The 17,395-nt window shown below is 63.3% G+C and carries 17 protein-coding genes; 14 read left to right on the plus strand and 3 right to left on the minus strand.

Annotated features, from left to right (window positions below; genetic code table 11):
- Window positions 1–50 precede the first annotated feature (50 nt).
- From fdxA to H6X51_RS08680, 10 genes are all read left to right on the plus strand, one after another.
- Window positions 51–374, plus strand: coding sequence for a ferredoxin FdxA (gene fdxA / locus H6X51_RS08640; RefSeq protein ID WP_185267145.1), 324 nt, complete (start codon window positions 51–53; stop codon window positions 372–374).
- A 30-nt stretch (window positions 375–404) separates the two neighbouring features.
- On the plus strand, window positions 405–545 hold the full coding sequence (locus tag H6X51_RS08645) for a hypothetical protein (RefSeq protein ID WP_185267254.1): 141 nt from the start codon (window positions 405–407) through the stop codon (window positions 543–545).
- A 12-nt stretch (window positions 546–557) separates the two neighbouring features.
- Window positions 558–890, plus strand: coding sequence for a DUF971 domain-containing protein (locus H6X51_RS08650; RefSeq protein ID WP_185267146.1), 333 nt, complete (start codon window positions 558–560; stop codon window positions 888–890).
- Window positions 887–1,894: a YeiH family protein gene (locus H6X51_RS08655; RefSeq protein ID WP_185267147.1), complete on the plus strand. Its 1,008-nt coding sequence runs from the start codon at window positions 887–889 to the stop codon at window positions 1,892–1,894. Before H6X51_RS08650 ends, H6X51_RS08655 begins: the two co-directional genes overlap by 4 nt.
- Window positions 1,895–1,922: 28 nt before the next feature.
- A complete protein-coding gene (locus tag H6X51_RS08660) occupies window positions 1,923–2,699 on the plus strand; it encodes a ferredoxin--NADP reductase (protein ID WP_185267148.1) in 777 nt (258 codons plus the stop codon).
- A 39-nt stretch (window positions 2,700–2,738) separates the two neighbouring features.
- Window positions 2,739–3,605: an iron-sulfur cluster carrier protein ApbC gene (gene apbC, locus H6X51_RS08665; RefSeq protein WP_185267149.1), complete on the plus strand. Its 867-nt coding sequence runs from the start codon at window positions 2,739–2,741 to the stop codon at window positions 3,603–3,605.
- 124 nt (window positions 3,606–3,729) lie between these two features.
- Window positions 3,730–4,200 carry an NfeD family protein gene (locus H6X51_RS08670; protein WP_185267150.1) on the plus strand — a complete coding sequence of 157 codons (471 nt, stop codon included), beginning with the start codon at window positions 3,730–3,732 and terminating at the stop codon, window positions 4,198–4,200.
- A 36-nt stretch (window positions 4,201–4,236) separates the two neighbouring features.
- The gene (locus tag H6X51_RS08675; protein WP_105646964.1) at window positions 4,237–5,157 is read left to right on the plus strand and encodes an SPFH domain-containing protein; all 921 of its coding nucleotides are present in this window, start codon (window positions 4,237–4,239) and stop codon (window positions 5,155–5,157) included.
- A 156-nt stretch (window positions 5,158–5,313) separates the two neighbouring features.
- On the plus strand, window positions 5,314–5,439 hold the full coding sequence (locus H6X51_RS20230) for a hypothetical protein (protein WP_268898600.1): 126 nt from the start codon (window positions 5,314–5,316) through the stop codon (window positions 5,437–5,439).
- Between the two features lie 254 nt (window positions 5,440–5,693).
- Window positions 5,694–6,788: a 3-deoxy-7-phosphoheptulonate synthase gene (locus H6X51_RS08680; protein ID WP_185267151.1), complete on the plus strand. Its 1,095-nt coding sequence runs from the start codon at window positions 5,694–5,696 to the stop codon at window positions 6,786–6,788.
- Window positions 6,789–7,142: 354 nt separating this feature from the next.
- Here H6X51_RS08680 and H6X51_RS08685 read toward each other — a convergent pair whose 3' ends face one another.
- Window positions 7,143–8,999: an Lnb N-terminal periplasmic domain-containing protein gene (locus H6X51_RS08685; RefSeq protein ID WP_185267152.1), complete on the minus strand. Its 1,857-nt coding sequence runs from the start codon at window positions 8,997–8,999 to the stop codon at window positions 7,143–7,145.
- 91 nt (window positions 9,000–9,090) lie between these two features.
- Window positions 9,091–9,579: a DUF3015 domain-containing protein gene (locus tag H6X51_RS08690; protein ID WP_105647267.1), complete on the minus strand. Its 489-nt coding sequence runs from the start codon at window positions 9,577–9,579 to the stop codon at window positions 9,091–9,093.
- Between the two features lie 284 nt (window positions 9,580–9,863).
- Between H6X51_RS08690 and H6X51_RS08695 the strand changes: the two genes are divergently transcribed.
- Both H6X51_RS08695 and H6X51_RS08700 read left to right on the plus strand, forming a co-directional pair.
- On the plus strand, window positions 9,864–11,549 hold the full coding sequence (locus H6X51_RS08695; protein WP_185267153.1) for a long-chain-fatty-acid--CoA ligase: 1,686 nt from the start codon (window positions 9,864–9,866) through the stop codon (window positions 11,547–11,549).
- A gap of 95 nt (window positions 11,550–11,644) precedes the next feature.
- A complete protein-coding gene (locus H6X51_RS08700; RefSeq protein WP_185267154.1) occupies window positions 11,645–12,427 on the plus strand; it encodes a fumarylacetoacetate hydrolase family protein in 783 nt (260 codons plus the stop codon).
- 31 nt (window positions 12,428–12,458) lie between these two features.
- Here H6X51_RS08700 and H6X51_RS08705 read toward each other — a convergent pair whose 3' ends face one another.
- Entirely contained in the window at window positions 12,459–14,075 is a 1,617-nt protein-coding gene (locus H6X51_RS08705; RefSeq protein WP_185267155.1) for a methyl-accepting chemotaxis protein, read from the minus strand.
- A gap of 187 nt (window positions 14,076–14,262) precedes the next feature.
- On the opposite strand from H6X51_RS08705, the gene H6X51_RS08710 reads away from it, so the two are divergent.
- A complete protein-coding gene (locus tag H6X51_RS08710) occupies window positions 14,263–14,973 on the plus strand; it encodes a VC0807 family protein (protein ID WP_185267156.1) in 711 nt (236 codons plus the stop codon).
- Between the two features lie 321 nt (window positions 14,974–15,294).
- Window positions 15,295–17,394: a type VI secretion system Vgr family protein gene (locus H6X51_RS08715; RefSeq protein ID WP_185267157.1), complete on the plus strand. Its 2,100-nt coding sequence runs from the start codon at window positions 15,295–15,297 to the stop codon at window positions 17,392–17,394.
- Window position 17,395: the final 1 nt, after the last annotated feature.

The raw sequence follows: 17,395 nt of genomic DNA on the forward strand, positions 1-17,395 counted from the left end.
GGGCTGGCCAGGTCAGCAGGTTGAAAAGCATATGTAATGAGGATTTCGCCATGACCTTTGTCGTTACCGAAAACTGTATCCGCTGCAAGTACACCGACTGCGTGGAAGTCTGTCCGGCGGACTGCTTCCATGAAGGCCCGAACTTTCTGGTGATCAATCCGCAGACCTGCATCGATTGCAGTCTGTGCGTCCCGGAATGTCCCGCTGACGCGATATTCGCCGACAAGGAAATACCCCCAGCGCAGGCGCACTTCATCGAGTTGAACGCCGAGCTGTCCGAGCTCTGGCCGGTCATCAGCCAGACCAGCGAGCCCATGTACGGCGCAGATGACTGGGTCGATCAGGGCGGCAAGCTGCAGTTCCTCGAGCGCTGAACCATGCGCCAACTTGTCATGACGAGTGGCTTGAAACAGATGCTGGTCGCCCTGTTGATTGTCGGCGCAGCCAGCGACAGCGCTCGTCCTGTGCTGCTGGAAGACCGGTTTATCAGGCTCGCCGAGGCGCCAGTGCTGCTGATCCCGGCTCGTACCGGCCCGAATAGTTGAGGAGTAGAAACCATGTCCATTCAGATCGTTGTCGAGGCACCCCGGGAAGTACGCCTGAGAAAGGCGCAAAAGAAACTGGAAATACTCTGGTCGGACGGCGAGCTCAGCAGCTTCAGCTGTCTGGCCCTGCGCAAGTCCTGCGCCTGCGCATCCTGCATCCGGGACCGGCAGGTTGGCACGCTGACGCTGATCGACGCCGAGGTCGCGATCGACCGGCTTGAGGTTCCCGGTGTCAGCGGGTTGCAGTTTCACTTTTCCGATGGTCATTACCGCGGGCTCTACCCCTGGGCCTACCTGCGCGAACTGGCCGGTCTGACCACCAGCCCCGGCGAGCAAGCAGCATGAGCGAGCGCGCCCAACCCCGGGAGTGGCTGTCGTGGATGGCGGTGCGGCGCCTGTATCCCGGCGTCGCACTCTGCGTAGTGCTGGCTCTGGCAGGCAGCTTCCTGGCGGAGCATTACCTGACCCCGGCCCTGTTGCTGGTGCTGCTGCTCGGGTTCGGTTTCGCCAGCCAGGCGGGTGATGAGCGCGTCCAGCCGGGGATCAACTTCTGCAGCCGCCAGGTTCTACGCATCGGCGTGGCATTGCTGGGCGCACGCATGGGCGTTGAGCAGTTGCTGGTGGTGGGGAGCCTGCCGTTGTTGGTGGTACTGACCTGCGTACCCCTGACCATCGGCGTTGCCCTGGGACTGGGCCGTTGGTTGGGGCTGCCCACCATGCAAAGCCTGGTGGCCGGCGTCGCCGTTGCCATTTGCGGCGTATCTGCGGCTATCGCGGTAGCGGCGGTGCTCCCGGCTGGCCGGCTGGAAGAGCGCCGGTTGTTGGCCGTGGTGGTCGGCGTGACGGTGCTGGGAACCCTGTCCATGCTGGTCTACCCGCCGCTGCTCTCCGCCCTGGGGTATACCGAGGTGCAGGCGGGGCTGCTGCTTGGTACGGCCATTCATGATGTGGCTCAGGCGGCGGGCGCTGGCTATCTGATCTCCGATTCCGCAGGTGACGTTGCCACCCTGACCAAGCTGCTGCGCGTGGCACTGCTGGCGCCACTGGTGCTCCTGCTCGGCTTGCTGTTGCGCAGGGGCAGGACCGGCGAAACGGAATTCCCCTGGTTTCTGCTGGGCTTTCTGGCGCTGTTCTGCCTGAACAGTCTCGGCTGGCTGCCTTCCCCGCTGCAAAACATTCTGGTGTCGATTTCCACCGCCTGCCTGCTGGTCACCATGGCTGCGCTGGGCATGCGCACCAGTCTGGGCGCATTGCTGGCACAGGGCTGGCAACCAATAGCCCTGTTACTGATTACGAGCCTGCTGCTGATGGTGTCCGCCATCGGTTCGCTGGCGCTATTTACGAGTTGATTTTCTGCAATCGTTGGAGGATGCCCCTATGGCAGCAATAGGTACGGAAAGTGTTCTGAGTGTCCATCACTGGAACGATACGCTGTTCAGCTTCAGGACCACGCGCGATCAGAGCCTGCGTTTCGAGAACGGGCATTTCGTCATGATCGGTCTGCCAATTGATGGCAAGCCGCTGATGCGCGCCTACAGCATCGTCAGCGCTAACCATGACGAGTATCTGGAGTTTCTCAGCATCAAGGTTCCGGACGGGCCGCTGACGTCGCGACTGCAGCATCTGAAGGCGGGCGACTCGCTGATGATCAGCCGCAAGCCAGTAGGCACCCTGGTGATTCACGATCTGCGCCCCGGCAAGCACCTGTTCCTGTTCGGCACCGGTACCGGGCTGGCCCCGTTCATGAGCATCATCCGTGATCCGGAGGTCTACGAGCGGTTCGAGAAGGTGGTACTGGTGCACGGCGTGCGTCAGGTCAGCGAACTGGCCTATCACGACTATCTGACCCGGGAGCTGCCGGAGCACGAGTTCCTCGGCGAAGAGGTGCGTGAGAAGCTCATCTACTATCCCACCGTCACCCGCGAGCCGTTTCGCAACCAGGGCCGCATCACCACATTGCTGGAGACCGGCAAATTGACCAGCGATCTGGGCTTGCCCGCAATCAACAGTACCACTGACCGGGTGATGATGTGCGGTAGTCCGGCCATGCTGGAGGAGCTGACCAGGATGCTCGATGGCATGGGTTTCTGCGCCTCGGCGCAGCAGGGGGAGCCGGGTGACTATGTGATCGAACGGGCTTTCGTTGAGAAATGACAACCGCCTGGCGATGAACGTCGAACCAAGGAGTACAGCATGTCGCAAGCACAACCAGCAATAGCAACGATCCCATCGAGCCCGGCGGTCGAGCGGGTTCCCCAGTCGATACCCGGTGTGAAACATCTTATTGCTGTGGCCTCGGGCAAGGGCGGCGTCGGCAAATCGACCACGACCACCAATTTGGCCCTGGCTTTTGCCGCAGAGGGCGCCAGGGTCGGCATTCTTGATGCTGATCTGTACGGCCCCAGCCAGCCAAGAATGCTGGGGTTGACCGGCTTGCCGCAGGTGGTTGAAGGTCGCATGCAACCGCTGGTGGGATACGGTATACAAACCATGTCCATCGGTTTTCTGATCGATGATGAATCCCCGGTTATCTGGCGCGGCCCGATGATCACCCAGGCGCTGGCACGCTTGCTGAACGAGACGGACTGGCAGCAACTGGATTACCTGATCATCGATATGCCACCGGGAACCGGCGATATCCACCTGACCATGGCGCAGCGCATGCCGGTTTCCGGCGCGGTTATTGTCACCACCCCACAGGACATTGCGCTGCTCGATGCCCGCAAGGGCTTGAAGATGTTCCAGAAGGTCAACATTCCGGTGTTGGGCATCATCGAGAACATGAGCACCCATCTATGCAGCCAGTGCGGTCATGAAGAACACATCTTCGGGGCAGGGGGCGCGCTGCGTATGGCCGAGCAGTACGGCAGTGAAATGCTTGGTGAGTTGCCCCTGGATATCCGCATCCGCATCGGTGCCGATGACGGCCGTCCCATTCTCGTGGCCGATCCGCAGGGCGCTCTGGCCCAGACCTATCGGGACATCGCGCGCAAGATCGCCGCGAGATTGTCCACCACTGTCCAGACCACGCAGCCGATACCGACCATCACCATTGCCTAGGACCGAAAACAGGCTCCGGGTCGTTGCCGGGTTCACACATTCAGGTCATTTTTCCAACAGCTGAGCGGCCAATCTGCTAGTCTGGCCGCGTGGCCCCGGGCGGGGCGTCTAGGGACGAACTCTCATGTTGTTTGGCAGTTTTCTCAATGGATATGCCTTCTGGCTGCTGCTGGGGGTGGCATTGCTGATATCGGAATTCTTCATTCCGGGGTTGGTGGCGGTGTTCTTTGGCATTGGCGCACTGGCCGTCGGATTGCTCACCCTGTTCGGTGTCATCGACAGCCTGGCGGTGCAGTTGCTGAGTTTTGGCGTGATCAGCCTGGTGGCCCTGTTCGGCCTGCGCCGGCATTGCACCCGCTGGCTCAAGGGCGCGGTGGCCGGGCGCGCTGTCGAGGACCTGGATGACGCCGGTGTGATCGGCCAGCGGGTGATGGTGCTGACCGACTTCCATGACGGTATCGGTGATGTCCAGCTCAATGGTGCCAAATGGGATGCCGAATCCAGTGACCCGCTGCGCGCCGGCGACACGGCCTGGGTGATCGGCTTCAGCGGCATCGTATTGAAGGTGGCTGCGCGTACCGGTAGCGCTTCCTGAACCTGAATCAATAACCAATCGAACAGAGAGGCACGTATGGAAACCGCAACAATCATCGCCCTGGCACTGCTGGTGCTGATCGTCATTACCGTGGCCAAGACCGCACAGATAGTGCCGCAGCGTTCTGCCTACGTGGTCGAGCGGCTGGGTAAATACGCCAAGACCCTGGAGGCCGGCTTTCACCTGCTGATTCCTTTCGTCGATCGCATTGCCTATCGCCACACCATGAAGGAAGAGGCCATCGATGTGGATCGCCAGGCCTGCGTGACCAAGGACAATATCCAGGTGGTGGTCAATGGCGTCATCTACCTGCAGGTGGTGGACCCCAAGGCCGCCAGCTACGGTATTTCCAACTACCGCTATGCCGCCACCCAGCTGGCGCAGACCACCCTACGCTCGGTGATCGGTAAGATCGACCTGGACAAGACCTTCGAGGAGCGCGATGCGATCAACGTCCAGGTGGTGGATGCGCTGGACGAAGCGGCGCGGCCCTGGGGTGTCAAGGTGATGCGCTACGAGATCGCCGATATCGAACTGCCGGCGACCATCCTCGATGCGCTGGAAAAGCAGATGCGCGCCGAGCGGGAACGCCGCGCGGTGGTGGCCCAGTCCGAGGGTGAGCGGCAGGCCAAGATCAACGTCTCCGAGGGTATCAAGCAGGAAACCATCAACCTGTCCGAAGCCGACAAGCTGCGCCAGATCAACGAGGCCGAGGGTAAGGCACGGCAGATCGAACTGGTGGCCCAGGCTACCGCCGAAGGCCTGCGCCTGGTGGCCGAAGCGATCAACACCCAAGGCGGCAAGGATGCGGTGGCGCTGCGGGTGGCCGAGCAGTACGTCACCGAGTTCGGCAAGTTGGCCAAGACCAACAACACCATGATCCTGCCGGCGGAGCTGAGCAATATCGGCGGGGCGGTGGCGGCGATCACCAAGACTCTGGATACGGTGAAGCAGTAATCGGCCCCGGAACAGGCAGTGACACCGCCTCCAGCGCCATCCGGAAACCGGCAGTGTCACCCAATCGTCATGCGCAACTGGCATCCTCTGCAGTATTCGGAGTTGAACAGTGCCAGTGAATGCAGTAAGTTAACGGCAACTCAACGGAGAACACCCATGGCAGTCAGCACATCCATTTTGCAGCATCACACCCCGGCCGTAGCCGTGGCAGCTGCCTGTGCGCTGGTTGCCAGTGTTGCCGTGTATTTCTATGGGTATTGGTTTAGCTACGGGCTGGCCTGATACCAGGCGGCCCACTCCAGACGGGCCGCCCAACGCAACACTCAGAAACCCCCGGTCGGCCCTCCGACCGGGGGTTTTGTTTTTTTCGGCCAATCACGGCCATGACATTGAGGATGACACCATGAGCAACTACTTCAGCTATTCCTACCGTTACTGCAGCTGGCGATTTACCGGTCGTACCGACCATCACAGACCACTACGAACAACACGATAGAACGCCGCGCGGACCTTACCGCGCGGCCAAGGACAATATGATGACTTCTTCCGTATCCGCCCTGCAGCTTTCCCTGGTCTCCAGCAACGATCTGGTTACCGATAGCGTTTCTCCCAGCCCGCGCCGCACACGGCCGCTGCCGACCCCGGCGGTGCTGCGTCAGCGTCTGCCGCTCAATGCCGCGCAGCGTGAACAGGTTCAGGCCCAGCGTCAGGCCATCCGCAATATCCTCCATGGTCATGACCGACGCCTGCTGGTGGTGGTCGGCCCCTGCTCCATCCATGACGCCGATGCAGCGCTGGATTACGCCCAGCGGCTGGCCGAACTGGCCCCCCGGGTGGCCGATCAGATGTTGCTGGTGATGCGCGCCTACATTGAAAAGCCCCGCACCACCATCGGCTGGAAGGGGCTGGTCTACGACCCGCAACTGGATGGCAGTGGTGACATGGCCGCCGGGCTGGAACTGTCGCGCCGGCTGATGCTGCGCATGATCGACTTGGGCCTGCCATTGGCCAGTGAGCTGCTGCAGCCGCTGGTGGCCGGTTATGTCGATGACTTGCTGGGCTGGGCAGCCATCGGCGCACGGACCAGCGAGTCGCAGATTCACCGAGAGCTGGTCAGCGGCCTGGACATGGCGGTGGGCTTCAAGAACGGCACCGACGGCAGCATGGGTATCGCCATCGACGCCATGCGCTCGGCGGAGCACCCGCATCAGCATTTCGGCATGGACGAGCTGGGCCGCCCGGCACTGGTGGAAACCGAGGGCAATCCGGATAGCCATCTGGTGCTGCGCGGCGGCAACCAGGGGCCCAACTTCGATGCGGTCAGTGTGGCAGCGGCCAGAGCGGCGCTGGACAAGGCCGGCATCACGCCCAGCATCATGGTCGATTGCAGCCACGCCAACAGTGGCAAGGACCCGCTGCGTCAGCCCGAGGTACTGCAGGCTGTGATCGACCAGCGGCTGGCCGGCGATCACAGCCTGCGTGCGGTGATGCTGGAAAGTCACCTGTTCGACGGCAACCAGCCGTTATCGGACGAGCTGCAGTACGGCGTGTCGGTTACCGACGGCTGTCTGGGCTGGGCCGGCACCGAGCAGCTGCTGCACGATGCTGCAGAGCGTCTGCGCCAGGGGTAGTTTCCGGGTTGTCGCGCGCCCGCGCGACGACACTGTGGCGCTGCTGCGGACCTGCCGGCGTAGCGCGGGCGCGCTACACCCCGTAGCTCGGTAGTGGTATCAGCTTTGCTGCAGCAGCTCTTCATCGCGGTTGGTTTCGGGTTGTCGCGCGCCTGCGCGACGACACTGCTGGCGCCGCTGAGGGCCTGCCGGCGTAGCGCGGGCGCGCTACACCCCGTAGCTCGGTAATGGTATCAGCCTTGCTGCAGCACCTCTTCATCGCGGTTAGTTTCGGGTTGTCGCGCGCCCGCGCGACGACACTGTGGCGCTGCTGAGGACCTGCCGGCGTAGCGCGGGCGCGCTACACCTTGCAGCTCAGTAGTGATACCAGCGCAGCTGCAGCATCAGCTCATTCTGCGGCGCGCCCCACTGGCTGAATTCACGCTGGGCGGTCAGTCGCACGCCGAGGTTGCGGCCCAGCTCCAGCTGCTGGGTCAGCCCCAGGCTGCGACGTACCTCGCCATTGTGGAAATAGTCTGCCTGGGCCTCCAGCAGCAGATTACCGGCGCGATTACGCCACAGCAGACCGCTGTCAAAACCGGCTGCCGGACTCAGGGTGGTGGCGAAGTCTCGATGGTGCTCGACGCGCAGGGTGGCCAGCGCATAACCCAGTACGTGCTCGCTGAGCTGCCAGGTAAAGCCGGCGCCGCCATTCAGATGACCCACCAGCCGCCGCTTGCCATCTTTGCCTGCGACCCGTTCCAGCCCGATTTCTACCTGCCAGGACCAGGGCTTGAGCAACTGGCTGCGTGGCGTCAGCGAGCGGATGCTGACCAGCCCCAGTTCCTCCAGTTGCCAGTGATTGCCTTCATATTGACGCACGCGCAGCTTGCCCAGCTCGATCTGCGCACCCAGCGGGAAGCCCGCCAGGTTGTCGTTCAGGTCGTGGTAGGCCATGCGCAGGCCATACTCGGCAAAGGTACGGTGATCCTGGCTGCCGAGCGCCAGCTGCCAGGTGCGGGATTCATGGCCGTCCTCGGGCTGGGTCGGGGTGGCGATGTCCAGGCGCGGCGGTGGGTTCTGGTTGATCGCCTGCAGCATGCGGAAACTGCGTTCGGCGTTGCCCGCATCGCGCTCCTGGCCGGCGGCCTGGTAGCGTAGCAGGCGGTAGGCGGTTTCCTGGATCAGCGCCTGGCGCTCATCCGGCAGGGCGCGGAAGTCGCTACTATCGAGCAGCGCGGTATCCGCCGCCAGCGCCTGGGCCCAGCTGACCTCCTCGGGTCGCAGCGGCGCGGCGCGGGCCAGCAGTTCTTTCTCCCGGGAGGGCCGGTAGTTGACGTCCTGCACCAGGCCGGCGTCCTTTACCGCCCGCACGGTGTCGGCGGGGATCGCGGTCAGTGGAAACTGCTCGATCAGCCGCAGTCCGGGGCGGGCGATCTCCAGCAGCTCGAGCAGGCGGTAGGAGCAGTTCTCATCGAAGAAGAAGTAGTCGAAGCGGATCTGGCGCAGCTCCCAGACATGTTCGATCATGCGCCCGGTTTCCTCGGGCGTCAGATCCAGCTGGTATTCCCACAGGTCGCGGTTTTCCAGGCTGCTGTATTCGCTGATCTTCTCGCGGTAGGGCAGCAGTGCGAACTGCCCCGGATAACCCCCCGCCAGTCCCTTCCAGGCATACAGGATGCTGTTATCCATGCCTTCGATCATGGCGCCGAAGTTCAGGGCATAGCTGAGCAGCGCCGTGCCGCTGCCTTCGGTGGCGGCCGAGTCGATGCGCAGCAGGGTGTGCCCGAACATCGAGGAGGGGCTGTTCAGATAGGCATCGGGGAACACCAGAACCGTGGTATGCGGATCGATGTCGGCATACCAGGTATCGAATTCCGCGCATTGCACCGCCGGCAGGTCGTCCAGTAGCAATTGCTGACGCAACCAGCGGGTGCGCGATGGAAAGCGGCACTGCGGATGCGCATCGGCCAGCTCCGGGTCGGCATGCAGGCCTTCGAGCGTGGCCGCGAGCTCTGCCAGCGGAGAGCGTTCGCCATCGGTGGCCAGGAAGAAGTCGGCATCATCCACATAGCTGCGCCAGCCGCCGAAGGTCTGCCGCTCGTAATGACCCAGCGAGATCCAGTAGGGATCCTCGGCCAGTCTCTGCAGCGTGGCTACATCGGGTTGCGGGGCCGCCTGGGCGGTAATGCCGAGCAGGCTCAGCAGCAGGGGAAGCAAACGTCTGGACATGCGGGGCCGGGGTGGAAAGCGGAGGTGTCAGCCGACACCGGGGAGTGCCCGTAGCCAGCGCGAACGCTGGCCCGGAACGGTAGAGCGGGGATCAGGCCTGATCGGCGTACTTGGCCAGAACCGCGTCCTGCTTCATCACTGCCAGGGTAGCGGCGTGAACCTGCTCGGCGGTGACATCGGCGGAGCTGAAGATGTCGTTGAAGTGCTGGCTGGTCACCGCGGCGAAATGTGCGCGATCCTCTGCCGGTACGCCCAGTACCACGGCATAGGTGGTCAGGGCTTCGCCCTCGCCACGGGCCATGTCTTCGGACAGCTCGTTCATGATGCTGCTCAACACGATCATCGACTTGCCATGGTAGGCCAGTGCGCCACTGGTGTCGCAACCGTTGGTGCCCGAAGTCATGCCGAAGGTGGCGTTACCGGAGGTGCCATTGGTGATGGAGGCAACCAGGTGGGACGGCAGGCCGCGCTGGCCTTCGAACAGCATGTTGCCCCAGCCACAGCCCGGGCCGCCCGGAGCGGTGGCGAAGGCATTGAGGGAAGCGGCGGCAAGCAGGGAACCGAGCAGGATCCGTTTCATGGTGGTTTTTCCGTTCGTGTATGAAGAAGCCCAAGAATCTACCAACCCGCTTCGTTTATTGCAATTTGATTGCCGAACTATGTAGCACCGGTGACGCCGTGTCGGCTTGGTAAAGCGTCAGACTGTGAGGGACATCACAACTGCCACGGTGCGCATTCGGTGAGGCGGTCGCCATGTGGGCATCTATAGAGGTGTATATATGTGCTGGATTTGCCTTTGCACACGGAGCGCGTAGCGCTAGGGTCTGGGGATCAATAATTACAATCAGGCCGAGGAGGCATGTCATGAACGCGAGTGCGCAATTACGCTGGCTGGGCTCCTACCCCCAGAGCATGCGCTGGGATGCCGAGCTGCCGACCGGTCCAGCCTGGGGCTTGCTGGACCAGGCGGTTACGACGTTTCCCGAGCATCCGGCGATCGACTTCCTCGGTCACAAGCTGACCTATCGCCAGCTGGATGAGTTGGTCAGGCGCACCGCCTGTGGTCTGCAGCGCCTGGGTGTCGGTCCGGGGGTGCACGTGGGCTTGTATCTGCCCAATTGCCCGCACTATTTCATCGCCTTCTTCGCCGTGTTGCGTGCCGGTGGCACCGTGGTCAACTATTCGCCGCTGGATGCTGACCGGACCCTGGCACACAAGATAGAGGACAGCCAGACCGATATCATGCTGACCCTGGACTTGGCCAGCCTGTACCCGAAGATGGCTGGCCTGGTCGCTGACAGTCGGCTCAAGGGGCTGGTGGTCGGCCAACTGACGGAATTCTGCGGGCCGGTCAGCGAGGCGCAGGCCGGTCAGCTGGGGCCGTCGGTAGACGTCGAGTGGAACAGCCATACCCACTCCTTCGCCAGTCTGCTGGACAACCCCGGCGACTTCACCGCCCACCCGCTGGATGATCCGGCCGCGACCCTGGCCGTGTTGCAGTACACCGGCGGCACCACCGGCGCGCCCAAGGGGGCGATGCTTACCCATGCCAACCTCACCGCCAGCTGCTCCCAGCTGCAGGCGATCCTGGACGAGTCGCTGCAGGCGGGCCAGGAGCGGGTGCTGGCGGTACTGCCGCCGTTCCATATCTATGCGCTGATGATCAACATGCTGTTCAGCGTGCGCATGGCCGCGGAAGTCTATCTGCACCCGCGTTTCGACGCCGAGACGGTGTTGCGGGAAATTCACCATAACCGCATCACCACCTTCCCCGGCGTACCGACCATGTTCATCGGCCTGCTGGCCCACCCGCTGACTGCGCAGCTGGACCTGACCTCGCTGAAGCTGTGCAACTCCGGCGGGGCGCCGCTGCCGCTGGAAGTGCAGCAGCGCTATTCGGAGATGGCCGGCTGCGCCCTGCGCGAGGGCTGGGGCATGACCGAGACCACCACTACCGGCACCTTCACCCCCCGGGATGCCGAGCCGCGCCCCGGCTCCTGCGGCATGCCGGTGCCGGGGGCGACCATCCGCATCGCGCCGCTGGACGGTTCCCCCGGCAGTTTGCCCGCCGGTGAGCGTGGCGAGGTCTGCATTGCCGGGCCGAACGTCACCGCCGGCTACTGGAAGCGCGCCGACGCCACCGCCGAGGCGATGACCGAGGATGGCTTCCTGCGTACCGGGGATGTCGGCTACATGGACGAGCAGGGCTGGCTGTATATCGTCGATCGCACCAAGGACATGATCCTGTGCAGCGGCTACAACGTCTATCCAAGGGTGATCGAGGAGGCCATCTACGAGCATCCGGCGGTGGAGGAGGTGTCGGTGATCGGTATCGATGATGCCTATCGGGGCCAGGCGCCCAAGGCCTTCATCAAGCTCAAGAGCGGGGCCGAGGCGTTCGATTTCGCCGAGTTGCAGGCCTTTCTCGAGCCGCGCCTGGGCAAGCACGAGCGCCTGGCAGCGATGGAGATCCGCGCAGCGCTGCCGCGTACCCCGGTGGGCAAGCTATCGAAGAAGGAACTGGTGGACGAGGAGCGGGCCAGGGCCTGATCCCACCGGATCCGTGGTCATTCATGAATGCTGAAAGGGAGCCGGGCGAATGCCCGGCAATCCTGTGTAGCCAATAATCAATTGGAGTTTCTGTAATGAATCAGTCGCTGATCGATGAGCTGGGTGACGAACTGTACCTTGCCTTGGCCTCCTCCAGTGCGGTTGACCCGCTGACCAGCCGCGTTACCGATATGAGCCTTGAGGACGCCTACCGGGTGCAGCAGCGTCTGCTGGCGCGGCGGCTGGAGCAGGGCGAGCGCGCTGTCGGCTGGAAGATCGGCGCCACCAGCCGCAGGGCGATGGAGCTGATGAAGGTCGACCAACCGAACTTCGGCGTGCTCACCGATCGCATGCTGGTGAAGTCGGGGGACTGCATCGACCGGACAACGCTGGTCATGCCCATGGCCGAAGGCGAGATCGCCTTCCTGCTGCAGGATGACCTTGCCGGCCCCGGCGTGACGGCGGCTGACGTGCTGCGTGCGACCAAGGGCGTGATGGCCTGTTTTGAGATCATCGATTCGCGCGTGCGCAACTGGCAGATCAGAATTCAGGACAGTGTGGCGGACAACTCCTCCAGCGGTCTGTTCGTGCTGGGGGAGCAATGGGTCGATCCGCAGCAGGTGGACCTGGTGAACTGTGCCATGACCCTGGAGAAGAATGGTGCGGTGGTCGGTACCGGGGTTGGCGGCAACTGCCTGGACTCGCCGGCCAACGCCGTGGCCTGGCTGGCCAACGCGCTGGGGCAGGAGGGCACGGGGCTCAAGGCCGGCGAGGTGATCCTGTCCGGGGCGCTGTCGGGCGTGGTGCCGGTGGCCGCCGGTGACGAGCTGAGCGTGAGCATCGAAGGTCTGGGCAACTGCCGCGTACGCTTTGCCTGAGCCGATAAGGCGGCAGCTGCCGGACGACAGCTCAGGCATGTAGCCGGGCGGCCAGCTCATTGAGCTCTGCGGACAACTCCTGCAGGGCTTCACTGGCCCGGGAGGTATGCTCGACTTCCTGCTGGTTGGCGGCGGCGATCTGGGTGATCTCGGTGATGTTGCGCGAGATATCCTCGGACACGCTGGTCTGCTCCTCGGCGGCGGTGGCGATCTGGCGGTTCATGTCGCGGATCGACTCCACCGCCATGGCGATCTGCTGCAGACTGTCCCCGGCCAGGGTCACGTGCTGCATGCTCAGGTCACTGCTGCTTTTACCGGCGTCGATCGCCTTGCCGGCTTCCTGGGCGCCTTGCTGCACACTATTGATGATGCTCTGGATTTCCGCGGTCGACTCGCTGGTGCGCTGGGCCAGGGTGCGCACCTCATCGGCGACCACGGCGAAACCACGTCCGGCCTCGCCGGCGCGGGCGGCTTCGATGGCGGCATTGAGTGCCAGCAGGTTGGTCTGCTCGGCGATACTCTGGATGACTTCCAGCACCTTGCCGATGCGGTGGCTGTCGTCTTCCAGGCGGTGGATGACGTCGGCGGTATGCTGGATTTCCTGCAGCAGCGCCTGCATGGCATCGATGGTCTCGGTCATGGTCTGGCGACCACTGCGCGCATTCTGGTCCGCGGCATCGGCAGCGCCGGCGGCTTCGGCGGCATAGCGCGCCACCTCGGCGGCGGTGGCGGACATTTCCTGCATCGCCGTGGCGACCTGATCGGTGCGTGAAAACTGTTCGCGACTACCCTGGGCCATGCGCGTGGCGACGGTGTTCAAGCCACCGCTGGCGCTATCCAGTTCGCCTGTGCTGTGGCGCAGCCCGACGGCGGTTTCGGCGAGGAATCCACGTAACTGGTTGGCCGTGCGGGCCAGCACGCCGAGTTCATCCTGGCGGGAGCTGGTGATCTCCCGATCGAAGCGGCCCTGGCCCAGCTGCTGCATCTGTTCGACCAGGAGAGCAATCGGATCGATCAGCCGGCGACCGATCAGCCAACTGGCCAATATGGCGATCAGTACCGCGCTGCCGGCCAGCGCCAGTACGGTGACCCAGACGGTGCGCAGGGTGGCCTGGCGAATGCGCTGCACTTCGCTGGCGGCGTGGCCGTTGAGCTCGCTGACCAGTTGCTCCAGTTGTTCGCTGGTGGCCCGGTCTATCCCGCGTACCAGCGTGTCGCCAGCCACCGGGTCGCGGCCGGCGTCGATAAAGCGTTGCAGACCGTCACGGTAATCCCCGCCCAGGCGCTGGTGTTCGTTTTTCAACGAGGCGACCTGGCGCAGGAAAGTGTCCGACATGTTCAGCCCACCGATCTGCTCCAGCAGAGTCTGGACGCGCTGTTCATTATCCTGGAATTGTCGCCAGTAGCGGTCCAGGCTGGGCTGATCGGCGCCGCGCAGCAGCACGTTCTTCCACTCCTGCACCTGGATCTTGAAGCTCAGGTTGGACTCGTTGATCAGGTTGGCGGCCGCCTCCGGGCCCTCCATCAGCAGGCGGTAGTTGCGCAACTCCATGGCCAACGCCAGAACGCTCACCAGGGACACGACCAGCATCAGCGTCATGCTGCCGATCAGTACGGTCAGGCTTTGCACTCGCAGGGAAGACTTCATGGGTATGGGAATCTCTATGTGGGAAGAATGAACGACAACGGACCCGCCGCTGGTCGGCCAGCAGGCAGGCGTGGATGATTTTTTATGGGAATGCCGGGCTTATCGGCTGGTAGCCGAAAAAACTTTAACCCATACTGGGCGGCCTTGTTGATTCCATGGTCAACGCAACCGAGATTACCCGTACATCATGAACGACGCTTTACCGACTACCCCGCAACACAAACCCCGTCCGCTGGTCGACCTGCTGGTCAGTATCGTGATCCCCTCGGTGATCCTGATGAAGTTCAGCGGTGATGCCCATCTCGGCCCACACCAGGCGCTGCTCGTGGCGCTGGCCTTCCCGCTGGGCTGGGGGTTGTTCGAACTGGTGCGCTATCGCAAATACAATTTCATCGCCGTGCTGGGTGTCATCAGCGTGTTCCTCACCGGCGGCATCGGCCTGCTGGAGCTGGACCCGCAGTGGCTGGCGATCAAGGAAGCGGCGGTGCCAGGGGTGATCGGGCTGGCGGTGCTGTTCTCCACCCGTACCCGCTACCCGCTGATCCGCACCCTGCTGTACAACGAAAAGGTGCTGAATGTGCAGCGCGTGGACGAGCGCCTGCGCGAGCGCGGGTTGCGGGAGGTGTTCGAGCAGCGGCTGCTCAGGGCGACCTACTTCCTGGCGGGCACCTTCTTCTTTTCCTCGTTCATGAACTACGTGATTGCCAAGTGGATCGTGGTCAGTCCGGCGGGTACCGAGGCGTTCAATGCCGAACTGGGGCGCATGACCCTGGTCAGTTACCCGATGATCGCCATACCCTCGATGATCATGATGCTGGCGATCCTGTTCTACCTGTGGCGGACCATCCATGGCCTGACCGGCTTGAAGATGGAAGACATAGTCGCGCAGCAGAAGTAGGTTTCTGGACTCATTGCTATCCCGTAGGAGCGCCGCCTCGGCGCGAAGCGGCCTGGCAGCGAGCATTACCTTGCCTGTTATCCTGATCGGCACGTGCCGATCGCCGCGAGGCGCGGCTCCCACCATCGGTGCGGCGTTTCTCGGCTCGCCCACCTCTCTCCTTCGGAATATGTCGCAGATATCCCATGCTGCGAACTGGCGCACACCCGTCTGCGCGTAATTTTGTGACAATGCGTCGCCATCGGCCGGGCAAGCGGTCGGGGGTGTTGCTGTTTCAGCATCAGCAGCGGTCATACGATTACGGTAGAAAGAGGACAGCGGATGTTTGCCCCGGCCAATGAAGCCCACTTCACCCTGCACCTGCCCGGCCTCGAACACGACTTCAAGGTGCTCGAATTCCGCGCCCGCGAAGCCCTCAACCAGTGCTACCGCATCGAGCTGCAACTGGTCAGCGAACAGCCCGACCTGGACCTCGAAACCCTGCTGCAACGCAGCGCCTGGCTGGACCTGGGCAACGGCAGCGGCCTGCATGGCCTGGTGCACCACGCCGCCATCGGCGAAGCCGGCCAGCGCCTGACCCGCTACCGCCTGGAACTGGTACCACAGCTGCACTACCTGGCCCTGCGTCACAATCAGCGCATCTTCCAGCACCTCAGCGTGCCGCAGATCATCGCCCGCCTGCTCGAAGAGCACGGCATCCAGTCCGATGCCTACCTGTTTCAGCTCGGCAGCGACTACCCTGAGCGCGACTATTGCACCCAATACGACGAGACCGATCTGCACTTCCTCCAGCGCCTGTGCGAGGAAGAGGGCATTCACTACCACTTCCGCCACAGCCAGGACGGCCACCTGCTGGTATTCGGCGACGACCAGACCGCCTTTCCACGTCTCGAACCGACCGGCTTCGAGCAAGGCAACGGCCTGGTCGCCGATGAACCGGTGGTCAAGCGCTTCGGCGTCCGCCTGGAAACCCGCAGCAGCCGCGTCACCCGCCGCGACTACGACCACAACAAGGCCCGCCTGCTACTGGAAGGCGAAGCCCGCAGCGAGCAACTGCCAGACCTGGAGGACTACCACTACCCCGGCCAGTTCACCGACCGCACCTACGCTAAACACCTGGCCCGCCGCACCCTGGAACGCCACCGCAGCGACTACCACCAGGCCAGCGGCCACAGCGACCAACCGACCCTGCGCAGCGGCCACTTCCTCGAACTACAAGACCACCCCCGCACCAGTTGGAACGACCTCTGGCTACTCACCGACATCCACCACCACGGCAAACAACCACAAGTGCTGGAAGAGTCCATCACAGAGACATCAGGACAACACCGTTTTACCCCCTCTCCCCTCGCGGGAGAGGGCCGGGGAGAGGGGGATAAAAAGCCCAAAGAAGCCTTCTACCAAGGCTACCGCAACCACTTCATCGCCACCCCCTGGGCCACCCCCCACCGCCCAGCCCTGCACCACCACAAACCCAACATCCTGGGCACCCAAACCGCCACCGTCACCGGCCCCGACAACGAAGAAATCCACTGCGACCCCCAAGGCCGGATCAAGGTCCAGTTCCACTGGGACCGCGAAGGCCAGGCCGACGCCCACACCAGCTGCTGGCTGCGGGTGGCCAGCAGCTGGGCCGGCAACCAGTGGGGCAGCATCACTATCCCGCGCATCGGCATGGAAGTGCTGGTCAGCTTCCTCGAAGGTGACCCGGACCAACCACTGGTCTCGGGCTGCCTGTACAACAGCGCTCACCCCGTGCCCTACGCGTTGCCGGAACACAAGACCCGCAGCCTGTTCAAGAGCCAGAGCAGCCCCGGCGGTGAGGGCTTCAACGAACTGCGCATCGAGGACAAGGCCGGCGAGGAGCAGATCTTCATCCACGCCCAGCGGGACTGGGACCAGCGCATCCAGCACGACCAGCGCATCCACGTCGGCCATGAACGGCATGAGCGCATTGCAGCCAACCGCTATACCGAGAATCTCGCCGAGGAGCACCACCGCACCCACGGTGACAGGAAAACCGAGATCAAGTCAGACGATCACCTGACCATCGCGGGCAACCAGCATATCAAGACAGGGACTGCACAGCTGACCAAGGCAGGCCGTGAGATACACCTCAAGGCCGGGCAGAAAATGGTCATCGAAGCCGGCAGCGAGCTGACGCTCACCGCCGGCGGCAGTTTTATCCGGATTACTCCGGCCGGTGTAACAGCGGTCGGGCCGAGCATTCGACAGAACGCCGGGGGCAGTCCCGGGCGAGGGGCAGCGGCCGCACCCAGGCTGCCCGGGGAAACTCTCGATACGGATACAAGCATGGCCGGAGCAGCGCTGGAGCCCGGTCTGCCCGCCCCGGAGAATATCTGTCTTGAATGCTGGCGCAAGGCACTGAATACCAACCAGTCCATTCTCTGGGGAGACTGAG

This window comes from Halopseudomonas xiamenensis (assembly GCF_014219065.1).
Taxonomy (GTDB): Bacteria; Pseudomonadota; Gammaproteobacteria; order Pseudomonadales; family Pseudomonadaceae; genus Halopseudomonas; species Halopseudomonas xiamenensis.

Excerpts from the sequence above, each read along its gene's own strand:
- fdxA (WP_185267145.1), top strand. The coding sequence starts at position 51 with ATGACCTTTGTCGTTACCGAAAACTGTATCCGCTGCAAGTACACCGAC.
- H6X51_RS08650 (WP_185267146.1), top strand. The coding sequence starts at position 558 with ATGTCCATTCAGATCGTTGTCGAGGCACCCCGGGAAGTACGCCTGAGA.
- H6X51_RS08655 (WP_185267147.1), top strand. The coding sequence starts at position 887 with ATGAGCGAGCGCGCCCAACCCCGGGAGTGGCTGTCGTGGATGGCGGTG.
- H6X51_RS08660 (WP_185267148.1), top strand. The coding sequence starts at position 1,923 with ATGGCAGCAATAGGTACGGAAAGTGTTCTGAGTGTCCATCACTGGAAC.
- apbC (WP_185267149.1), top strand. The coding sequence starts at position 2,739 with ATGTCGCAAGCACAACCAGCAATAGCAACGATCCCATCGAGCCCGGCG.
- H6X51_RS08670 (WP_185267150.1), top strand. The coding sequence starts at position 3,730 with ATGTTGTTTGGCAGTTTTCTCAATGGATATGCCTTCTGGCTGCTGCTG.
- H6X51_RS08675 (WP_105646964.1), top strand. The coding sequence starts at position 4,237 with ATGGAAACCGCAACAATCATCGCCCTGGCACTGCTGGTGCTGATCGTC.
- H6X51_RS20230 (WP_268898600.1), top strand. The coding sequence starts at position 5,314 with ATGGCAGTCAGCACATCCATTTTGCAGCATCACACCCCGGCCGTAGCC.
- H6X51_RS08680 (WP_185267151.1), top strand. The coding sequence starts at position 5,694 with ATGACTTCTTCCGTATCCGCCCTGCAGCTTTCCCTGGTCTCCAGCAAC.
- H6X51_RS08685 (WP_185267152.1), bottom strand. The coding sequence starts at position 8,999 with ATGTCCAGACGTTTGCTTCCCCTGCTGCTGAGCCTGCTCGGCATTACC.
- H6X51_RS08690 (WP_105647267.1), bottom strand. The coding sequence starts at position 9,579 with ATGAAACGGATCCTGCTCGGTTCCCTGCTTGCCGCCGCTTCCCTCAAT.
- H6X51_RS08695 (WP_185267153.1), top strand. The coding sequence starts at position 9,864 with ATGAACGCGAGTGCGCAATTACGCTGGCTGGGCTCCTACCCCCAGAGC.
- H6X51_RS08700 (WP_185267154.1), top strand. The coding sequence starts at position 11,645 with ATGAATCAGTCGCTGATCGATGAGCTGGGTGACGAACTGTACCTTGCC.
- H6X51_RS08705 (WP_185267155.1), bottom strand. The coding sequence starts at position 14,075 with ATGAAGTCTTCCCTGCGAGTGCAAAGCCTGACCGTACTGATCGGCAGC.
- H6X51_RS08710 (WP_185267156.1), top strand. The coding sequence starts at position 14,263 with ATGAACGACGCTTTACCGACTACCCCGCAACACAAACCCCGTCCGCTG.
- H6X51_RS08715 (WP_185267157.1), top strand. The coding sequence starts at position 15,295 with ATGTTTGCCCCGGCCAATGAAGCCCACTTCACCCTGCACCTGCCCGGC.